The sequence below is a fragment of the Caulobacter sp. FG7 genome (assembly GCF_057808875.1).
The window spans coordinates 1-17,094 of record NZ_JBMDIW010000052.1; the positions used below are offsets into that span (position 1 = coordinate 1).

The 17,094-nt window shown below is 69.8% G+C and carries 14 protein-coding genes; 8 read left to right on the forward strand and 6 right to left on the reverse strand.

Annotated features, from left to right (window positions below; genetic code table 11):
* Positions 1-55: 55 nt before the first annotated feature.
* Positions 56-973 (reverse strand): SUMF1/EgtB/PvdO family nonheme iron enzyme, encoded by a 918-nt coding sequence (locus ACODR1_RS24265; RefSeq protein WP_488882731.1) that lies wholly within the window; start codon positions 971-973, stop codon positions 56-58.
* Positions 973-2,742 carry an arylsulfatase gene (locus ACODR1_RS24270; protein ID WP_488882732.1) on the reverse strand — a complete coding sequence of 590 codons (1,770 nt, stop codon included), beginning with the start codon at positions 2,740-2,742 and terminating at the stop codon, positions 973-975. Before ACODR1_RS24270 ends, ACODR1_RS24265 begins: the two co-directional genes overlap by 1 nt.
* A gap of 227 nt (positions 2,743-2,969) precedes the next feature.
* Here ACODR1_RS24270 and ACODR1_RS24275 point away from each other — a divergent pair, with 227 nt between their 5' ends.
* The 8 genes from ACODR1_RS24275 to ACODR1_RS24310 all read left to right on the forward strand — a co-directional run bounded on the left by ACODR1_RS24275 (position 2,970) and on the right by ACODR1_RS24310 (position 12,985).
* Positions 2,970-5,411: a TonB-dependent receptor gene (locus ACODR1_RS24275; protein ID WP_488882733.1), complete on the forward strand. Its 2,442-nt coding sequence runs from the start codon at positions 2,970-2,972 to the stop codon at positions 5,409-5,411.
* Positions 5,412-5,762: 351 nt separating this feature from the next.
* Complete coding sequence (locus ACODR1_RS24280; protein WP_488882734.1) at positions 5,763-6,782, forward strand: aldo/keto reductase; 1,020 nt, start codon at positions 5,763-5,765, stop codon at positions 6,780-6,782.
* Complete coding sequence (locus ACODR1_RS24285; protein ID WP_488882735.1) at positions 6,779-7,075, forward strand: UxaA family hydrolase; 297 nt, start codon at positions 6,779-6,781, stop codon at positions 7,073-7,075. The genes ACODR1_RS24280 and ACODR1_RS24285 overlap by 4 nt, the downstream gene beginning before the upstream one ends.
* A complete protein-coding gene (locus tag ACODR1_RS24290) occupies positions 7,072-8,280 on the forward strand; it encodes a UxaA family hydrolase (protein ID WP_488882736.1) in 1,209 nt (402 codons plus the stop codon). Before ACODR1_RS24285 ends, ACODR1_RS24290 begins: the two co-directional genes overlap by 4 nt.
* Positions 8,281-8,292: 12 nt before the next feature.
* Positions 8,293-9,021, forward strand: a complete 729-nt coding sequence (locus ACODR1_RS24295; RefSeq protein ID WP_488882737.1) for an SDR family oxidoreductase — start codon at positions 8,293-8,295, stop codon at positions 9,019-9,021.
* A gap of 1 nt (position 9,022) precedes the next feature.
* Positions 9,023-9,367 carry an L-rhamnose mutarotase gene (locus tag ACODR1_RS24300; RefSeq protein WP_488882738.1) on the forward strand — a complete coding sequence of 115 codons (345 nt, stop codon included), beginning with the start codon at positions 9,023-9,025 and terminating at the stop codon, positions 9,365-9,367.
* 64 nt (positions 9,368-9,431) lie between these two features.
* Positions 9,432-11,777: a glycoside hydrolase family 95 protein gene (locus ACODR1_RS24305; protein WP_488882739.1), complete on the forward strand. Its 2,346-nt coding sequence runs from the start codon at positions 9,432-9,434 to the stop codon at positions 11,775-11,777.
* A 29-nt stretch (positions 11,778-11,806) separates the two neighbouring features.
* Complete coding sequence (locus ACODR1_RS24310; protein ID WP_488882740.1) at positions 11,807-12,985, forward strand: glycoside hydrolase family protein; 1,179 nt, start codon at positions 11,807-11,809, stop codon at positions 12,983-12,985.
* On the opposite strand, the gene ACODR1_RS24315 is transcribed toward ACODR1_RS24310, so the two are convergent.
* Genes ACODR1_RS24315 through fucP form a run of 4 tightly spaced genes read right to left on the reverse strand, consistent with a single transcriptional unit; the run spans position 12,982 to position 16,878 of the window.
* Positions 12,982-13,761, reverse strand: a complete 780-nt coding sequence (locus ACODR1_RS24315; protein ID WP_488882741.1) for an IclR family transcriptional regulator — start codon at positions 13,759-13,761, stop codon at positions 12,982-12,984. The genes ACODR1_RS24310 and ACODR1_RS24315 overlap by 4 nt on opposite strands.
* A 5-nt stretch (positions 13,762-13,766) precedes the next feature.
* Positions 13,767-14,570, reverse strand: a complete 804-nt coding sequence (locus tag ACODR1_RS24320) for an amidohydrolase family protein (RefSeq protein ID WP_488882742.1) — start codon at positions 14,568-14,570, stop codon at positions 13,767-13,769.
* Positions 14,564-15,577 (reverse strand): zinc-binding alcohol dehydrogenase family protein, encoded by a 1,014-nt coding sequence (locus tag ACODR1_RS24325; protein WP_488882743.1) that lies wholly within the window; start codon positions 15,575-15,577, stop codon positions 14,564-14,566. Before ACODR1_RS24325 ends, ACODR1_RS24320 begins: the two co-directional genes overlap by 7 nt.
* Before the next feature lie 2 nt (positions 15,578-15,579).
* Positions 15,580-16,878, reverse strand: coding sequence for an L-fucose:H+ symporter permease (gene fucP, locus ACODR1_RS24330; protein ID WP_488882744.1), 1,299 nt, complete (start codon positions 16,876-16,878; stop codon positions 15,580-15,582).
* Positions 16,879-17,094: the final 216 nt, after the last annotated feature.

The window sequence follows — 17,094 nt, forward strand, 5'->3', positions numbered from 1 at the left end:
GCCCGAGACGCCCGCGCCTTACTCGCCGCTTGATCATCCAGACAGTCGCTCTCTCTCAGAGAGAGGGATTTTCATAGGCCACCCGGAACCCCACGTGCGAGGTTCCGATCCCCTCCTCCTGCGCCTGCCAGGCGGCCGGGCGGAAGTTGGCGCAGTAGTTGAAGGCGCAGAGGAACGAGCCGCCCTTGATCAGGCGCTCAACGCCCGAAGTTCCGGCGGCGCTGGCCGTCCACTCCCAGACGTTGCCGATCATGTCGACCAGGCCGAAGGCGTTGGGCGAGAAGCAGCCCACCGGCGCCAGGCCCGTGAAGTGGTCTTCGCCTGCCTGGGCCAGCGGAAACTCGCCCTGCCAGGTGTTGGCCGTGGGCTTGCCATCGTCGTCATAGGCCCAGGCCTGCGGCGCGCGCGGGCCGGACTGGTCGCCCCGCGCGGCCCGCTCCCACTCGGCCTCCGTCGGCAGCCGCCCGCCGGCCCAGCGGGCGTAGGCGGCCGCATCCGCATAGGCCACGTGCACCACCGGTTCGTCGGCATGGGCCAGGTCGTCGGCCCCGCCGCCATGCGGCCGGCGCCAGCTGGCCTTGCGCACCAGCTTCCACCACTGGCCCGCATCGTCCATGCCCGACAGGTGCTCGGGCTGCACGAACACCGCCGAGGCCCCGTCGCGTTCGCCTTGCGTGACGTAGCCGGTGGCGTCGACGAAGGCGGCGAACTGGCGGTTGGTCACCTCGTGGCGATCCAGCCAGAAGGCCCCGACCTTCACCGCCCTGCCCGGCCGCCCGGGACCGTCCTCGCCCAGCGACACCTCGCCGGCCGGAATGAAGGCGCGGCCTTCCTGGGTCTTGCAGGCGCCCGCAGGCGCGGCGCGGATCGCCGCGACCTCGACGCCGGCCGGATCGGCGGTCGTGAAGCCGCCAGCCGCAAGGCCCGCGACCAGGGCGACCACCGCCGCTGCTCCAGGAAGGCCGCGCCGCATCAGCGCGCGCCGGCCTTGGCAGGCGCCGCACTGCCCGCCGCGGGCGGCGGCGGCAGGACCACGCCGTTCTGGGCGGCGTAGCGGTTCCAGGCCTCGACCAGTTCCTTCAGCTTGTCAGGCTGGCTGGACGCCAGGTCGACGGCCTCGGCCGGGTCGCTCTTGAGGTTGAAGAGCTGCCAGTTGGCCGGCAGCACCGCCTCGCGCGAATAGGCCGCCCCGCCCGGCGCCGACGGCAGGTAGACCGCCTTCCAGTCGCCCTGGCGCACGGCGCGGCGGAAGAACAGCTCCCAGGCCACCAGGTCCTGCGGTCCACGCACGCCGGCGTCGGCGCTGGCCAGGGCCGGAACCCACGAGCGGCCGATCGACGGCGCCACCGCGCGACCGCGATAGGTGTCGGGCCGCTTCACCCCGGCCAGTTCCAGCACCGTGGCCTCGACGTCGGCCACATGGGCCAGAGAGTCGACGACGCGGCCGTCGCCCTTGACGCCCGGCCCCTCGACGATGGCCGGCGTATGGATGCCGCCCTCGGTGGTGTAGCCCTTGACCTGGCGGGTCGGCGCCGTGGCCGCCTGGGCCCAGCCGGGACCGTAGCCCACGTGCGACGAGCCCGCGCCCAGGTTGTCGAAGCTGTTGTCGACCGGCAGCGTCGCCAGCTTGGCCGGATCGGGCACGCCGCGGATGGTGTCAATGCGGCTGCCTTCGGCGCCATTGTCCGACAGGAAGACGATGACGGTGTTGTCGTACTGGCCCGAGGCCTTCAGGGCGGCGACCACCTTGCCGATGTTCTGGTCCATGCGGTCGACCATGGCCGCATAGATCTCCATGCGGCGCGACTGGTCCTTCTTCTGCTCAGGCGTCAGCGAGCTCCAGGCCGGCGTGTCGACGAACGGATGCGGCTTGACGTCCTTGGGGACCAGGCCCAACGCCTTGAGCTTGGCCAGCCGCTGCTCGCGCAGGGCCTCGTAGCCGGCGTCGTAGCGGCCCTTGTATTTGGCGATGGTCTCGGGCGGGGCCTGCAGCGGCCAGTGCGGTTCGGTGAAGGTCAGGTAGGCGAAGAACGGGCGGGCGTCGCCCGCGCCCTCGCGGATGAACTGGGCCATCTTGTCGCCGTAGAAGTCGGCCGAGTAGACGCCCTTGGGATAGGTCACGACCTTGCCGTCCTCGCGGAAGGTCGAGGCGACGCCGGCGGCCTTGTAGGCCTCGGTCTGGTCCTCGCCGAAGTGGTTCTGCAGGCCCTGCAGCAGGGCGTAGGAGCGCTCGAAGCCGCGCGCCGTCGGCGACTGGTCGTCGGCCAGGCCAAGGTGCCACTTGCCGGCCATCAGGGTGCGATAGCCGCCGTCGCGCAGCAGCTCGGCGACGGTCACCGAGCGCTCGTTGAGATAGCCCTCGTAACCGGGTCTGCCCTTCTGGCCCGGCGTCAGCACCTCGGCCATCGAGCCCAGGCCCACCTGGTGGTTGTCGGCCCCGGTCATCAGCATCGAGCGGGTCGGCGAGCAGGTCGGGGCGGTGTGGAAACCCGACAGCCGCACGCCGGCCTTGGCCAGGGCGTCGAGGTTGGGCGTCTCGATCTCGCCGCCGAAGGCTCCGAGATCAGAATAGCCCAAGTCATCGGCGACGATGATCAAGAAGTTCGGACGCTTCTCGACCGCGCGGGTCGCGGCTGGAACCGTAGGTTCCGCGGCGCTGGCGAGGCCGCCCGCGAGGCTGGTCGCGGCGATCAGGGCGCCGGCCAGAAGCCGTCCGCGCAGGGTCGTGTGATGGGTCTTCATGACGCTTTCCCTCGTGTTCTCCCTTCCCCCTAAGGCCTCCGGCTCCGAGCGCTCTTACGACAATTTCGAAACACCCTGTTGAGAATTTCTGCAATGCCGATCGGAGTAGTTGGGATTTAAAGCTCCCTCCGCACCGCAACGACGACGCATCGGCGAAGGGCCCGCCGACGCGCCACTAAACGTCGTTTTTCTGCGGTTGTTCTTGCCGTTTATGGGGGCTCCTCGCGATGTCGGGCGTACTCGTTTCTATTCACCAGGCGAATACTCGCCACGACCACAACCACGGCGCGACGCTGCGCCGCCTGGCCTTGGCCGCCTCGTGCGTCGCCCTGATGGCCGGCGCCGCGCCCGCCTTCGCCGCCGAGACGCCCGCGAGCCCCGAGCCGACCACCGCCTCGGACGACGCCGTGGGCCTGGAGGCCGTGGTCGTCACCGCCCGCCGCCGCGACGAAGACGCCCAGACCGTGCCCGTGGCCGTCTCGGCCTTCGGCGGCGCCCAGCTGGAAGCGGCCCGCGCCTTCAACGTCCGCGACCTGCAGACCCTGTCGCCCAGCCTCTCGGTCAGCGTCACCAACCCGCGCAACACCAGCATCAACATCCGGGGCCTGGGCAACAACGTCTCGGTCTACAACGACGGCCTGCAATCGGCCGTCGGCGTCTATCTCGACCAGGTGTATCTCGGCCGTCCGGGCCAGGCGGTGTTCGATCTGGCCGACCTCGATTCCGTGCAGGTGCTGCGCGGCCCGCAGGGCACGCTGTTCGGCAAGAACACCTCGGCCGGCGCCCTCGTCATCGCCACCAAGGAGCCGAAGTTCACGCCGGAGTTCGCCGCCGACGTCACCGGCGGCAACTACGACTACTTCCAGGCCCACCTGATCGCCTCGGGCCCGATCGTCGAGGACAAGCTGGCCTACCGCGTCTCGCTGGCCAACACCCAGCGCGGCGGCTACATGACCAACGTCTACGACGGGTCGAAAACCCAGGATTATCACGACTTCGGCGGCCGGGTTCAGTTCCTGCTGACGCCGAACGAGAAGCTCTCGATCAAGCTCTCGGGCGACTACGGCCAGCAGTATTCCAACACCGCCGCCAGCGTGCTGACCGGCCTCTTCACCAACTACGCCGACAGCGGCGCGGCCTATCCGAACGGCTATCTGGCCCGCGCCGCGCGCATCGGCTTCACGCCGCCGCCGATCGATCCGGAGGCGCGCCGCGTCTCGGTCAACACCAAGAACAGCTATTTCGAGACCCACGGCGGGGTCTCGGCCATCGTCGACTACAGGCTGGCCGACGCGACGATCACCTCGGTCACCGCCTGGCGCGGCTGGCACTGGCGGCCGCACAACGACGCCGACGGCACGACCGTCTCGGCGATCATCGACGCCCACCAGGACAACGACCAGCAGCAGTTCAGCCAGGAACTGCGCATCCGCTCCGAAGGCGACCGCAAGCTCGATTACGTCGCCGGCCTCTACTACTTCTGGCAGGACCTCGAGGCCGAGGCGGTCAACTACTACGGCCCGGCGGCGGCCGACTGGCTGCTGGCCCCGGCGGCGGCCTCGGCCACGGTGCGGGCGGCGGCGCTGAACAACTACTCGATCGTCAGCCACTCCAGCCCCGAGACGACCAGCGCGGCGGCCTTCGCGCAAGGCACCTGGCACGTCACCGACCGCTTCGATATCACCGGCGGCCTGCGCTACACCTACGAGAAGATGACCGGCTGGTTCGACCAGACGGCCTGGGGCGCGGACCTGTCGGGCCTCAGCACCGCAGACCAGGCCACGGCCCGCACGCTGCGCGCCCGCTTCGGCGCGGCCAACAGCTTCTCGTCCAAGACCTCTGGCGACAGCCTGACCGGCAACGTCACCCTGGCCTATACCTTCGACGGCGGGCCGCTGGTCTATGCGACCTACGCCCGGGGCTACAAGGCCGGCGGCCTGAACCTGTCGAACATCAACACCTCCGGCGCCAACGCCGTCGATCCGGTCATCGCCCCGGAAACCATCGACGCCTATGAGGCCGGGCTGAAGAGCACCTGGTTCGACCGCCGCCTGACCGCCAACCTCGCCCTGTTCTGGACGAAGGACGACGGCTACCAGACCACGGCGGTCAACCTGATCAACAACGCCAGCTATCTGACCAACGCTGGCAGCGTGCGCAGCCGCGGCGTCGAACTGGACCTGCGGGCCGCGCCGATCGAGGGCCTGACCCTCTACGGCTCCACCACCTACAACGACGCCAGCTACACCAGCTACGAACAGGCCGCCTGCCCGATCGAGATCCAGCTGGCGACCTACTGCAACCTCACCGGCCGCCGCCTGCCTGGCGCGTCGCTGTGGGCCGCCTCGACCGGCGGTGAGTACCGCAGGGCGGCCGGAACCTGGCGCGGCGACGGCCTGACGGCCTATGCCGGCTACGACGCCAGCTACAAGTCGTCCTACTACACCAGCGCCTCGAACTCGGAATACTCGAAGATCAAGGGCTACACCCTGCTGAACCTGCGGGCCGGCGTCGGCGCCGAGGACGGCAGCTGGGACCTGCAGGTCTGGGGCCGCAACGTCTTCGACAAGCTCTACTACCTGTCGCTGGGCGCGGGAAACACCGGCGCCATCACCGGCACGCTGGGCGATCCGCGCACCTTCGGCGTGACCCTGCGCGTGCGCCGCTAGGTCGGTCGACGATACAAGAACCAAGACACCAAATCGCCCGTCATCCCGGCCGAAGCGAAGCGTAGAGCCGGGACCCAGGGGACTGGGCTCGGCGGCGGCTTCCATCGCTTCCGTCGCTCGCCAACACACTGCGGCGGCCCTGGATCCCGGCTCTGCGGCCCGCTGCGCGGACCATCGGCCGGGATGACGATTAGAGATTACTCCTGCTTCCCCTGACTGGGCCCGCTTCACGGCGGGCCCTTTTCTTTGTCCGGACGGCTGCGCTTGATGCTTGGCCGATTGACTCGCTGCGCGACCGGTGGAATTTTACCAGCAACATCGATTTTATAAATAAACGGGATGGAAGCGCGAATGGATGTCGCCCAAGAGCGATCGCAGGCCCTGGCGCGACTGCCGCGACTGGGCTTCGGCGGCGCGGCCGTGGGCAACCTCTATGCCGCCGTCTCGGACACCAAGGCCCGGACGGTGATCGATGCGGCCCTGGCCGCCGGCCTCCGCTATTTCGACACCGCCCCGCACTACGGCTTCGGCCTCAGCGAGACCCGCCACGGCCAGGCGCTGGCCGGCCGCGACGTAATGATCTCCACCAAGGTCGGCCGCGTGCTGGAGCCGATCGCCTCGCCGGCCCGCGAACGCCACGGCTTCGTCGACGCCGCCCCGTTCGAGCCGGTGTTCGACTACACCTACGACGGCGTCATGCGCTCGTTCGAGGCCAGCCTCCAACGGCTGCGCCGCGACCGTGTCGACATCCTGCTGGCCCACGACCTGGGCCGCGACACCCACGGCGAAGATCACCCCGGCCACATGCGCGCCTTCCTGGATGGCGGCTGCCGCGCCATGCGCGAACTGAAGGACGCGGGCGCAGTCGACGCCATCGGCCTGGGCGTCAACGAACAGGCGGTCTGCGACGAGGCGCTGGACCACGCCGACCTCGACGTCTTCCTGCTGGCCGGTCGCTACACCCTGCTGGAACAGACCGCCCTGGACGGCTTCATGCCGCGCTGCGAACGGCGGGGCGTGAGGATCGTCGTCGGCGGCCCGTTCAATTCCGGCGCCCTGGTCGAACGCGCCGATGGCGGACCCATCCACTACAATTACGCGCCGGCCAAAGCCGCGATCGTCGCGCGGGTCGAGCGCCTGCGCCGGGTCTGCTCCGCCCACGCCGTCCCGCTGGCGGCGGCCGCCCTGCAGTTCCCCCTCGCCCACCCGGCAGTGGCCAGCGTCATCCCCGGCATGGCCAGCCCGGCCCAGGTCGCCGACGCCGTCGCCTGGATGGAGACCCCGCTTCCCGCCGCCCTCTGGAGCGACCTGCGCGCCGAGGGCCTGCTGCATCCAGGCGCGCCGACGCCCGCGGCGCGAGCCGCCGCGTGAAGCCGATCCTGCTGCATCCGGACGACAACGTCCTCGTGCTGGCCGCCGCGATCCAGGCCGGCCAGGCGATCGAGATCGACGGCGCGATGCTGGCCGCGCCGCAGGACGTCGCCGTCGGCCACAAGATCGCCCGCCATGCCCTCTCCGTCGGCGACAAGGTGCTGAAGTACGGCGCGCCGATCGGCTCGATGACCGCTGCCGCCGCAGCCGGCGCCCACGTCCACATGCACAACATGAAGAGCGACTACATCGCCAGCCACACCCGCAAGGCCACGGGCGAGGAGCCGTCATGAGCGCGCTCACCGGCTACCTGCGCACCGACGGCCGCAAGGGCATCCGCAACGTCGTGGCGGTGGCCTATCTCGTCGAGTGCGCCCACCACGTGGCCCGCACCATCGTCACCAGGAGCGACGATCCCGACGTCCACCTGATCGGCTTCCCCGGCTGCTATCCCAACGCCTATGCCCTGAAGGTCATGCAGGCGATCGGCGCGCATCCCAATGTCGGCGGGGTGCTGCTGATCTCGCTGGGCTGCGAGAGCTTCAACCGCGAGGCCTTGCGCGCCGCGATCGCCGCCAGCGGCCGCCCGGTCGAGGTGCTGGTCATCCAGGAAAGCGGCGGCACCGCCGAAACCGTCCGCAGGGGCGTCGAGGCCGTGACCCGCCTGAAGGCCGCCGCCGACCAGACGCCGCGGGTCGCCCTGGACGTCTCCGAACTGGTGATCGGCACCATCTGCGGCGGCTCGGACGGCACCAGCGGCATCACCGCCAATCCCGCGGTCGGCCGAGCCTTCGACCGCCTGGGCGCGGCCGGCGCGGCCTGCGTCTTCGAAGAGACGGGCGAACTGGTCGGCTGCGAGAAGATCATGGCCGATCGCGCGATCACGCCGGAACTCGGGATCGCGCTGGAGGCCAGCGTCCGCAAGGCCGAGGCCTACTACACCGTCATGGGCTACGGCAGCTTCGCGCCCGGCAACGCCGAGGGCGGGCTGACCACCCAGGAAGAAAAGTCGATGGGGGCCTATTCCAAGTCCGGCTCGGCCCCGATCGTCGGCATCCTCAAGCCCGGCGACCAGCCGGTCAGCGGCGGCCTCTACCTGCTGGACGTGGTGCCCGACGGCGAGGTGCGGTTCGGCTTCCCCAACATCTCCGACAACGCCGAGATCGTCGAACTGATCGCCTGCGGGGCGCACCTGACGCTCTTCACCACCGGCCGCGGCTCGGTGGTCGGCTCGGCGATCTCGCCGGTCATCAAGGTCTGCGCCAATCCCGAGACCTACCGCAAGCTCTCCGGCGACATGGACGTCGACGCCGGCCGGATCATGGAAGGCCGCGGCACTCTGGACGAGGTGGGCGACGAGATCTTCGACCTGGTGCTGGCCGTCGCCGGTGGCGCACGGACGGTGTCCGAAGCGCTCGGCCATCAGGAATTCATACTCACCTACAAGGCCTTCGACCCGATCGGTCCGGCCTGCCTGCCGCTGCGGCGCGTAAGTTAAGGGGCGACACCGATGGGAAGACTTTCAGGCAAGACCGCCCTGGTCACGGCCGCCGCCCAGGGCATCGGCAAGGCCAGCGCCGAACTCTTCGCCCGCGAAGGCGCGCGGGTCATCGCCACCGATCTGAACGCCGACCTGCTGGCCGGCGTCGAGGGCTGCGAGGGCCGCCGCCTCGACGTGCGCGACCCCGGCGCCATCACCGCCCTGGCGGCCGAGCTCGGTGCGATCGACGTGTTGTTCAACTGCGCCGGCTATGTCCATTCGGGCACGATCCTCGACTGCGACGAAGAGGCCTGGGGGTTCTCCAACGACCTCAACGTCACGGCCCAGTACCGGGCCATCCGCGCCTTCCTACCGGCCATGCTGGCGGCCGGCGGCGGCTCGATCGTCAACATGGCCTCGGTGGCCAGCTCGATCAAAGGCGTGCCGGGCCGCTTCGCCTACGGGGCCACCAAGGCCGCCGTCATCGGCCTGACCAAGGCCGTGGCCGCCGACTTCGTGGGCCAGGGCATACGTTGCAACGCCATCTGCCCCGGCACCGTCGACACCCCGTCGCTGAACCAGCGCCTGGCCGACACCGGCGACTACGAGGCCGCCCACAAGGCCTTCACCGCCCGCCAGCCGATGGGGCGCCTGGGCAGGCCGGAAGAGCTGGCCCAGCTGGCGCTCTATCTGGCCAGCGACGAGTCGGCCTTCACCACGGGCCAGATCCACATCATCGACGGCGGCTGGATCAACTGACGTGCGCCTGTGCCTCGCCCTCGACCTCAAGGACGACGCCGACCTGATCGCCCGCTACGAGGCCTGGCACCGCCCCGGCGCGGTTCCCGAACCCGTGGTCGCGTCGATCCGCGCGGCCGGCATCCTCGAGATGGAGATCTGGCGCGTCCAGGACCGGCTGTTCATGCTCATCGAGGCGGGACCCGACTTCTCGCCGCAGGCCAAGGCCGCCGCCGACATGGACTCGCGAGACGTGCGGGCCTGGGAGCGGCTGATGTCGGCCTTCCAGAAGCCCCTGCCCGGCTCGGCGTCCGACGAGAAGTGGCGCGACATGCGCCGGATCTTCGCCCTTTCCGAGCAGCCCTGACCTTCCGGCCGCTCTTCCCGACACCACGATTGTTTTCGCTTTCAGAACGAGGCACGGCGACAAGATGAATGTGACCCGCAGAACCGCCCTGGCCGCGACCGCCGGCGTCTCCCTGGTCGCCGCATCGCCCGCGCGCGCCGCCCCGGCCAAGACCTCCGCGCCTCGCCTGTGGTACCGCCAGCCGGCCAAGGAGTGGGTCGAGGCCCTGCCCGTCGGCTCGGGCAAGCTGGGCGCCATGGTGTTCGGCGGGGTCGCGGCCGAGCGCCTGCAGCTGAACGAGGACACCCTGTGGGCGGGCGGCCCCTATGAGCCGATCAATCCCGAGGCCAAGGGCGCCCTGCCCGAGATCCGCCGCCTGATAGACGCCGGCGAATACGCCAAGGCCACCGACCTGGCCGACGCCAAGTTCATGGCCCTGCCCAAGCGCCAGATGTCCTACCAGACCATCGGCGACCTGAAGCTCGACTTCCCGGGCCTGCCCGACGCCGTCGAAGCCTATGTCCGCGACCTCGATCTCGACGGCGCGATCACCACTACCCGCTTCACCGCCGGCGGCGTCGGCCATCTGCGCGAGGTGGTCGCCAGCCATCCCGACGGCGTCATCGCCGTGCGCCTGACCGCCAGCCGCAAGGGCGCGATCGATGTCGACCTGTCGTTCAGCTCGCCGCTCAAATCCAAGCCCGTCTCGTCGGTCGAGGGCGCGCACCTGGTCCTGGCCGGCAAGAACGAGGCTTCGCAAGGCATCGACGCCCGCCTGACCTTCGAGACGCGGGTCGAGGTCCGCGCCAAGGGCGGCCGGGTCTCGGGCGCCGACGGCAAGCTGTCGGTGAAGGGCGCCGACGAGGTGCTGCTGCTGATCGCCGCCGCCACCAGCTACCGCCGCTACGACGACGTTTCAGGCGACCCGGTCGCGCTGAACAAGGCCACGCTGGCCAAGCTGGCCGGAAAGCCCTGGGCGAAGATCCTGGCCGAGCACCAGGCCGATCACCGCGCCCTCTTCCGCCGCTTCAGCGTCGACTTCGGCCGCACCCGCGCCGACCTCCTGCCCACCGACGAGCGCATCAGGCAGTCGCCGACCACCGACGATCCGTCGCTGGAGGCGCTGTATTTCCAGTACGGCCGCTACCTGCTGATCGCCTGCTCGCGTCCGGGCAGCCAGCCGGCCAACCTGCAAGGCATCTGGAACGACAAGACCTTCGCTCCCTGGGGCGGCAAGTATACGATCAACATCAACACCGAGATGAACTACTGGCCGGCCGAGCCGACCGACCTGCCCGAACTGGTCGAGCCGCTGATCGCGCTGGTCGCCGATATCGCCCAGACCGGCGAACGCATGGCCAGGGCCATGTACGGCGCGCGCGGCTGGGTCACCCACCACAATACCGACCTCTGGCGCGCGACCGGCCCGATCGACGGCGCCAAGTTCGGCGTCTGGCCCACCGGCGGCGCCTGGCTGTGCAAGCACGTCTGGGACCACTACGACTACGGCCGCGACAAGGCCTATCTGGCCCGCGTCTATCCGCTGATGAAGGGCTCGGCCCGGTTCTTCCTCGACACCCTGGTGGTCGACCCGAAGTTCGGCGTGCTGGTCACCAACCCGTCGATCTCGCCCGAGAACAACCACGGCCACGGCTCGTCCCTGGTCGCGGGGCCCACCATGGACCAGGCGATCATCCGCGACCTGTTCGACAACTGCCTGAAGGCCGAGGCCATTCTGGGTCCTGACGCCGCCTTCGTCGCCGAGGTGAAGGCCGCCCGCGACAAGCTCGCCCCCTACAAGATCGGCAAGGACGGCCAGCTGCAGGAATGGCAGGAAGACTGGGACGCCGACGCCAACGACATCCATCACCGCCACGTCTCGCACCTCTACGGCCTGTTCCCGTCCGACCAGATCTCGGTCGACACGACGCCCGACCTCGCCAAGGCGGCCAGGACTTCGCTGGTCACGCGTGGCGACCTCTCGACCGGCTGGGCCATCGCCTGGCGCCTGAACCTCTGGGCCCGCCTGGGCGACGGCGACCGCGCCCACAGCATCCTCAAGCTGCTGCTGGGTCCGGAACGCACCTATCCCAACATGTTCGACGCCCACCCGCCGTTCCAGATCGACGGCAATTTCGGCGGGACCTCCGGCATGACCGAGCTGGTCCTGCAGAGCCGCAACGACCGCATCTATCTGCTGCCCGCCCTGCCCAAGTCCTGGCCCACCGGCCAGATGACCGGCCTGCGCGCCCGCGGCGCGGTCGGCGTCGACGTGCGCTGGAGCGGCGGCAAGCTGACCGAAGCGGTTCTGACGGCCAAGGAAGCCGGCAGGCACACCGTGGTCCTGGCCGGCTCGACGCTGGACCTCGACCTCAAGAAAGGCCAGCGCGTGCGGCTGGCCGCCCGCGACGGCGTGCTGAAGCGGGCATGATGCGCCAAGTGCTCAAGCGGAGTTTTCCGATGTCGTCGCGTTCAAGCATGCTCGCCCTGGCCGCGGCGCTGTTCCTGGCTCCTGCCGCCCTGCCCGCCGTTGCGGCCGCGCAGATCCCGGCCGCCCCGGCTGCCGCAGAAGTCGTCCCAACGCTCGGCCCCAAGCCCTTCATCGACTACTTCAAGCCCATGCCGCGCGCCAGGCTGTCGACGACCGCCTGGGGCGCCGCGCAGGTCGGCCCGCGCGATCCCCGCAACGGCCTCGAAGACCTCTCGATGGCCCGGTGGAACTACTGGGACGGCCAGATCCTGAAAGGCCCCGACGGCAAGTACCGCATGTTCGCCAGCCGCTGGGACCAGGCGCTGGGCCACAAGGCCTGGGGCCAGTCCCTGGGGGTCAGCGCGATCAGCGACAGCCTGTTTGGTCCCTATCGCGACCGGGGCCTGACCTGGCCCGACAACCAGGGCGGCCTTGGCCACAACGTCACGGCCCTGAAGATGCACGACGGCCGCTACGCCGTCGTGGTCAGCGAGACGCGCGGCGGCGACGTCTTCGTATCCGACAAGATCGACGGCCCCTGGACGCAGCTGGGAACCATCAGCCTCGACCAGAGCCGCTTCCAGCTGGTCAAGACGCCGGGCGACACAGCCCTCCGCGATACGCCGACGGCGACGCCCGCCAAGCCGGCCAATTTCAGCGTCCTGCTGCGCCCCGACGGCGCCTACCAGATCGTGCCGCGCTCGGGCCAGATCCTCGTCAGCAAGACGGGGATCCTCGGCCCCTACACGGTGATGGGCGACAGCGTCTATCGCGGCCTCGACGGCGTCCCCCAACGCGACATGCGCGCCTTCGAGGATCCGGTGCTGTGGTTCAGCGGCGGCCTCTACCACATCGTCGTCAACCAGTGGCGCGAGCGCCGCGCCTACCACCTGGTCTCGCGCGACGGGATCACCGGCTGGCGCGTCCAGGGCCTGGCCTACAAGCCCGGCGCCGACTTCATCCGCTACGCCGACGGGACGAAGAACCACTGGAACAAGCTCGAGCGCCCCGGCGTGGTGATCGAGAACGGCCACGTCGTCGCCATGACCTTCGCCGTCGTCGACACCCCCAAGGACGACCAGACCGGTAACAACGGCCACGGCAGCAAGATCATCGTCGTGCCCTTCGACGGCGCGGCCATGGATAGGGACCTGGCGGGGCTGCCCTAGATCCCGTTGCGCGCCGTGGGGCCGATCTCGGCGCTGATGGCGGCGGCGTGGCGTTGCAGGTTGGCGATGGTGTCGGGCATCGAGATCGCGCTGGGCGTATCGACATACGGACAGGTCAGGGCCGCCACCACGCCGTCGGCGCCGTGCACCGGCACCGACAGGTCGATCACCGCCGAGGTCACGTAGCTGGCGGCCTGAACGTGGCGGTCCTTGCGGGCCTGAGCGGCGGCGGCCAGGAAGGCTTCCCAGTTCGCCTTGCTCGCGCCCTCGCGCAGCTGCGCGCCCCAGCGCTCGCGCACCCGCTCGGGCTGGAAGGCGAACAGAACGAGTCCCGAGGTCGCCTCGACGATCTTGCGGCGATAGCCCACGCGCACCGAATAGCCCTGGTCGCCCGGCGCCTCGATGCGCGCCACCACCACCATCTGGTCGCCGCTGGCCACGGCCAGGTGGCACGACTGGCCGGTGGCCTGGCACGAGGCCCGCATCTCCGGCAGGGCCGCCTCCAGAAGGTCCTTGGCCGGCGCGCGGGTCATGCCCAGGGCGAACAGCTTGTTGGTCAGCACCAGGCCGTCCTCGTCCGCGGCGCGGCCGACATAGCCCCGCGCCTCCAGCACCTGGACCATCCGGAACAGCTCGCTGGACGAGCGGTCGAGCGCCGCCGAGATCTGCGCCAGGGTCAGGCCGCCCCGGTGCGCGGCCAAGAGCTCCAGCACGTCGAGACCCTTTTCCAGGGCGGGAGCGCGATATTCTCGCTTCTTGGCGGGCGCGTCGGACATGGCTTCTATAAGCGATAGAATCGTCGCGCCGTCTCGCCAAATAGCGCCGCTCGGCCGGCCGGCGGGACCCAGGCCTCGCACATCCGCCGCCAGTTCGCGTAGTCGCCCGCCAGGTTCAGCACCGGCCAGTCGCTGCCCCACATCAGGCGCTCAGGACCGAAGACCTCCAGCAGGTGCGCGGCGTAGGGCGCCACGGTCGTTGCGGCGGGCGTATCGCCGGCCTCAGTCAGCAGGCCCGACAGCTTGCAATGCACGCCCGGCTCGGCCGCTAAGGCGGCGATGTCGTCCCGCCAGGGCTCAAGCCTCCCCTCCCCGATCGCCGGCTTGCCGCCATGGTCGATCACCACCCGCAGGTCCGGCCAGCGCCGTACGAAGGTCAGCAGGAATGGCAGGTGACGCGGCCTGACCAGCGCGTCGAAGGCCAGCCCCGCCTCGATGATCGCCGCGATGGCCGGCTCCAGGGCCGGATCCAGGATCCAGTCGGACGCCAGGTCCTGCAGCATCGGCCGCAGGCCTTTGAGTTTCCGGTCCCTCGCCAGGGCCATGATCTTCGCCGGTGCGTCGGGCGCGGCCAGGTCCGTCCAGCCGACCACGCCCAGCGCCAGCGGATCGGCCGCTGCAAGCGCCAGCAGCCAGGCCGTGTCACGCTCGCTGGGCTGCGACTGCACCAGCACGACGCCATCGGGGTCGCCCGCCGCGCTCAGGTCGTCCAGGCCAAAGTCGCGATGGATCGTCGGCAGGTCCGGCGTCGGCCACTCATGGTCGTTGCGCCCGATCCGCCACACATGGCAGTGGGCGTCGATCAGCACGCGACGATGGCCTTGATCACCCCCGCCGACGGCTCCATCCAGCCCGGCAGCGCCTGCGCCAAGTCACGCAGGTCGGCCTTGTGGCTGTTCAGCGCCCCCGTCGGCACATGCCCCGCCCGGATCGCCGCCAGCACGTGGTCGAAGTCCTCGATCGTGGCGTTGCGGCTGCCCAGCAGCGACATCTCGCGCTTGTGGAACTCCGGATCGGAGAAGGTGATGTCCGCCGCCACGACCGAGATCAGCACATAGCTGCCGCCGTGGCCGACATAGGCAAAGCCCTGCTCCATGGCGGCCGGATTGCCGGTGGCGTCGAACACCACGTCGAAGAACGCGCCGTCCGTCAGCGCCGACAGCGTCTCGCCCATGCGCTCGCCCAGCGCCACCGTCCGCTCGACGCCCAGGTGCTCGGCGCAGAAGGCCAGCCGGTCCTCGCGGCCGTCGAGCACCGTCACCCGCGCCCCGGCCAGCCGGGCGAACAGCGCGGCGGCGATGCCGATCGGCCCCGCGCCCACGACCAGGGCGCTCTGCCCCGGCTCGATCCGCGCCCGGCGCACGGCGTGGGCGCCGATGGCCAGGAACTCGACCATGGCCGCCTCGTCCAGGCCCACGCCCTCGACCTTGCGCACGAAGCCCTGCGGCACGGCCAGGTACTCGGCGAGACCCCCGTCCACGTGCACGCCCAGCACCCGGATGTTCATGCAGCAGTTGGTCTTGCCCTTGGCGCAGGCCGGGCACGACCCGCACGACAGGTAGGGCATGACATAGACGTGGTCGCCGGGCGTCAGGTCGCTCCCCGCCGGCGCAATGACCACCTCCCCCGACAGTTCGTGGCCCATCACCCGGGGATAGGACAGATAGGGCTGGGTGCCGCGATAGATGTGCATGTCGGTGCCGCACACCCCCACCCTGCGCACGCGCAGCAGCACCTCGTCCGGGCCAGGCGTCGGCGTCGGCCTCCGCTCGAGCACCAGCTCGCCGGGCGCGGCGCAGACCAGAACGTCCATCATCGTCAGTGCCCTCCGACCAGAACGGCGTCGTGGGCGCTCACCTCGCGCCGGCGGGCGGTGATCGCGAACAGCCCGACCACGGCGAAGCAGGCGCAGGGCACGAGGATCGCCGTGCGGATCGAGCTGGCGTCCGACAGCGCGCCCATCGCCGCCGTCAGCACCGCTCCGCCGATGATGCTCATCACCAGGAACGACGAGCCGGTCTTGGTCAGCGGCCCCAGGCCCTTCAGCGAGCTGGCGAAGATGGTCGGGAACATGATCGACATGAAGAAGCTGGTGGCCGCCAGGGCCAGCAGGCCGGTGTGGCCGCCCACGGCCACGGCGACCAGGGTCAGGACCACGTTGGCGGCGGCGAACAGCGCCATCAGCCGCGAGGGATCGACCCGGCCCATCAAGGCCGTTCCGGCGAACCGCCCGGCCATGAAGCCCACCAGCGACCAGGAAAGATAGGCCGCTGCCGTCTTCTCGCCCATGCCCGGAACCTGGGCCTGGCCGTAGCGGATCATGTAGCTCCACACGCCCACCTGGGCGCCGACATAGAAGAACTGCGCCGCCACCCCGAACAGGAAGCGCGGGCGCGAGAACAGGCCAAGGATCGGCTTGTCGGCCTTGTCTTCCGGCGCGTCTGCGCTCGGGCGGCTGGCCTCCCCGGGAAACCGCGTGAAGGCCACCAGCAGCGCCCAGGTCAGCACCACGGCGGCGATGACAAGGTACGGAACCTGGGTCGACTGGGCCTCGGCGGCCTGGAAGGCCGACAGCTGCTCCGGGGTCATGGCCGCGAACTGGGCTTTCGTCGGCTCCACGCCCGACAGGATGAACTGGCGGCCGACCACCACGGCGGTGATCGCGCCCAGCGGATTGAACGCCTGGGCCAGGTTCAGACGCTGCTCGGCCTTGGCCGGGTCGCCCAGCACGGTGATCAGCGGATTGGCCGAGGTCTCCAGGAACGCCAGGCCCGAGGCGATGACGAAGAGCGCGCTCAGGAACAGCTCGTAGCGGCGCAGCTCGGCCGCCGGCCAGAACAGCAGGGCCCCCGCCCCGAACAGCACCAGGCCCACGATCACCGCGGCCTTGTAGCCGTAGCGGCGCATCAGGAGGCCCGCCGGCAGGGCCAGGAAGAAGTAGCCGAGATAGAAGGCCGACTGCACCAGGCCCGACTGCAGGTCGGTGAGGAAGAAGGCCTTCTTCAGGTGCGGGATCAGCACGTCGTTGAGGTTGTTGGCCACGCCCCACAGGAAGAACAGCGCGACGATCAGCACCAGCGGCGCGAGGCCCGCGCGTGCTGTGGGATCCTTGGTCATGACGCATCTCCTCCCGGCGGCGCCCTCTGACGGAGCGCCTGCCGACAAGGCATCATATATGAACTATATCGTCAAATATGAAATCAACCGCCCTACCCGAAGCAGGCGCGCTGCGCGGAAAACAGGGCCGGGAACGACGAAAACCCCCAGCTTTGGGCTGGGGGCTTTACGTAGAAGATTTTGGGTGCGGGGACAGGATTTGAACCTGTGACCTTC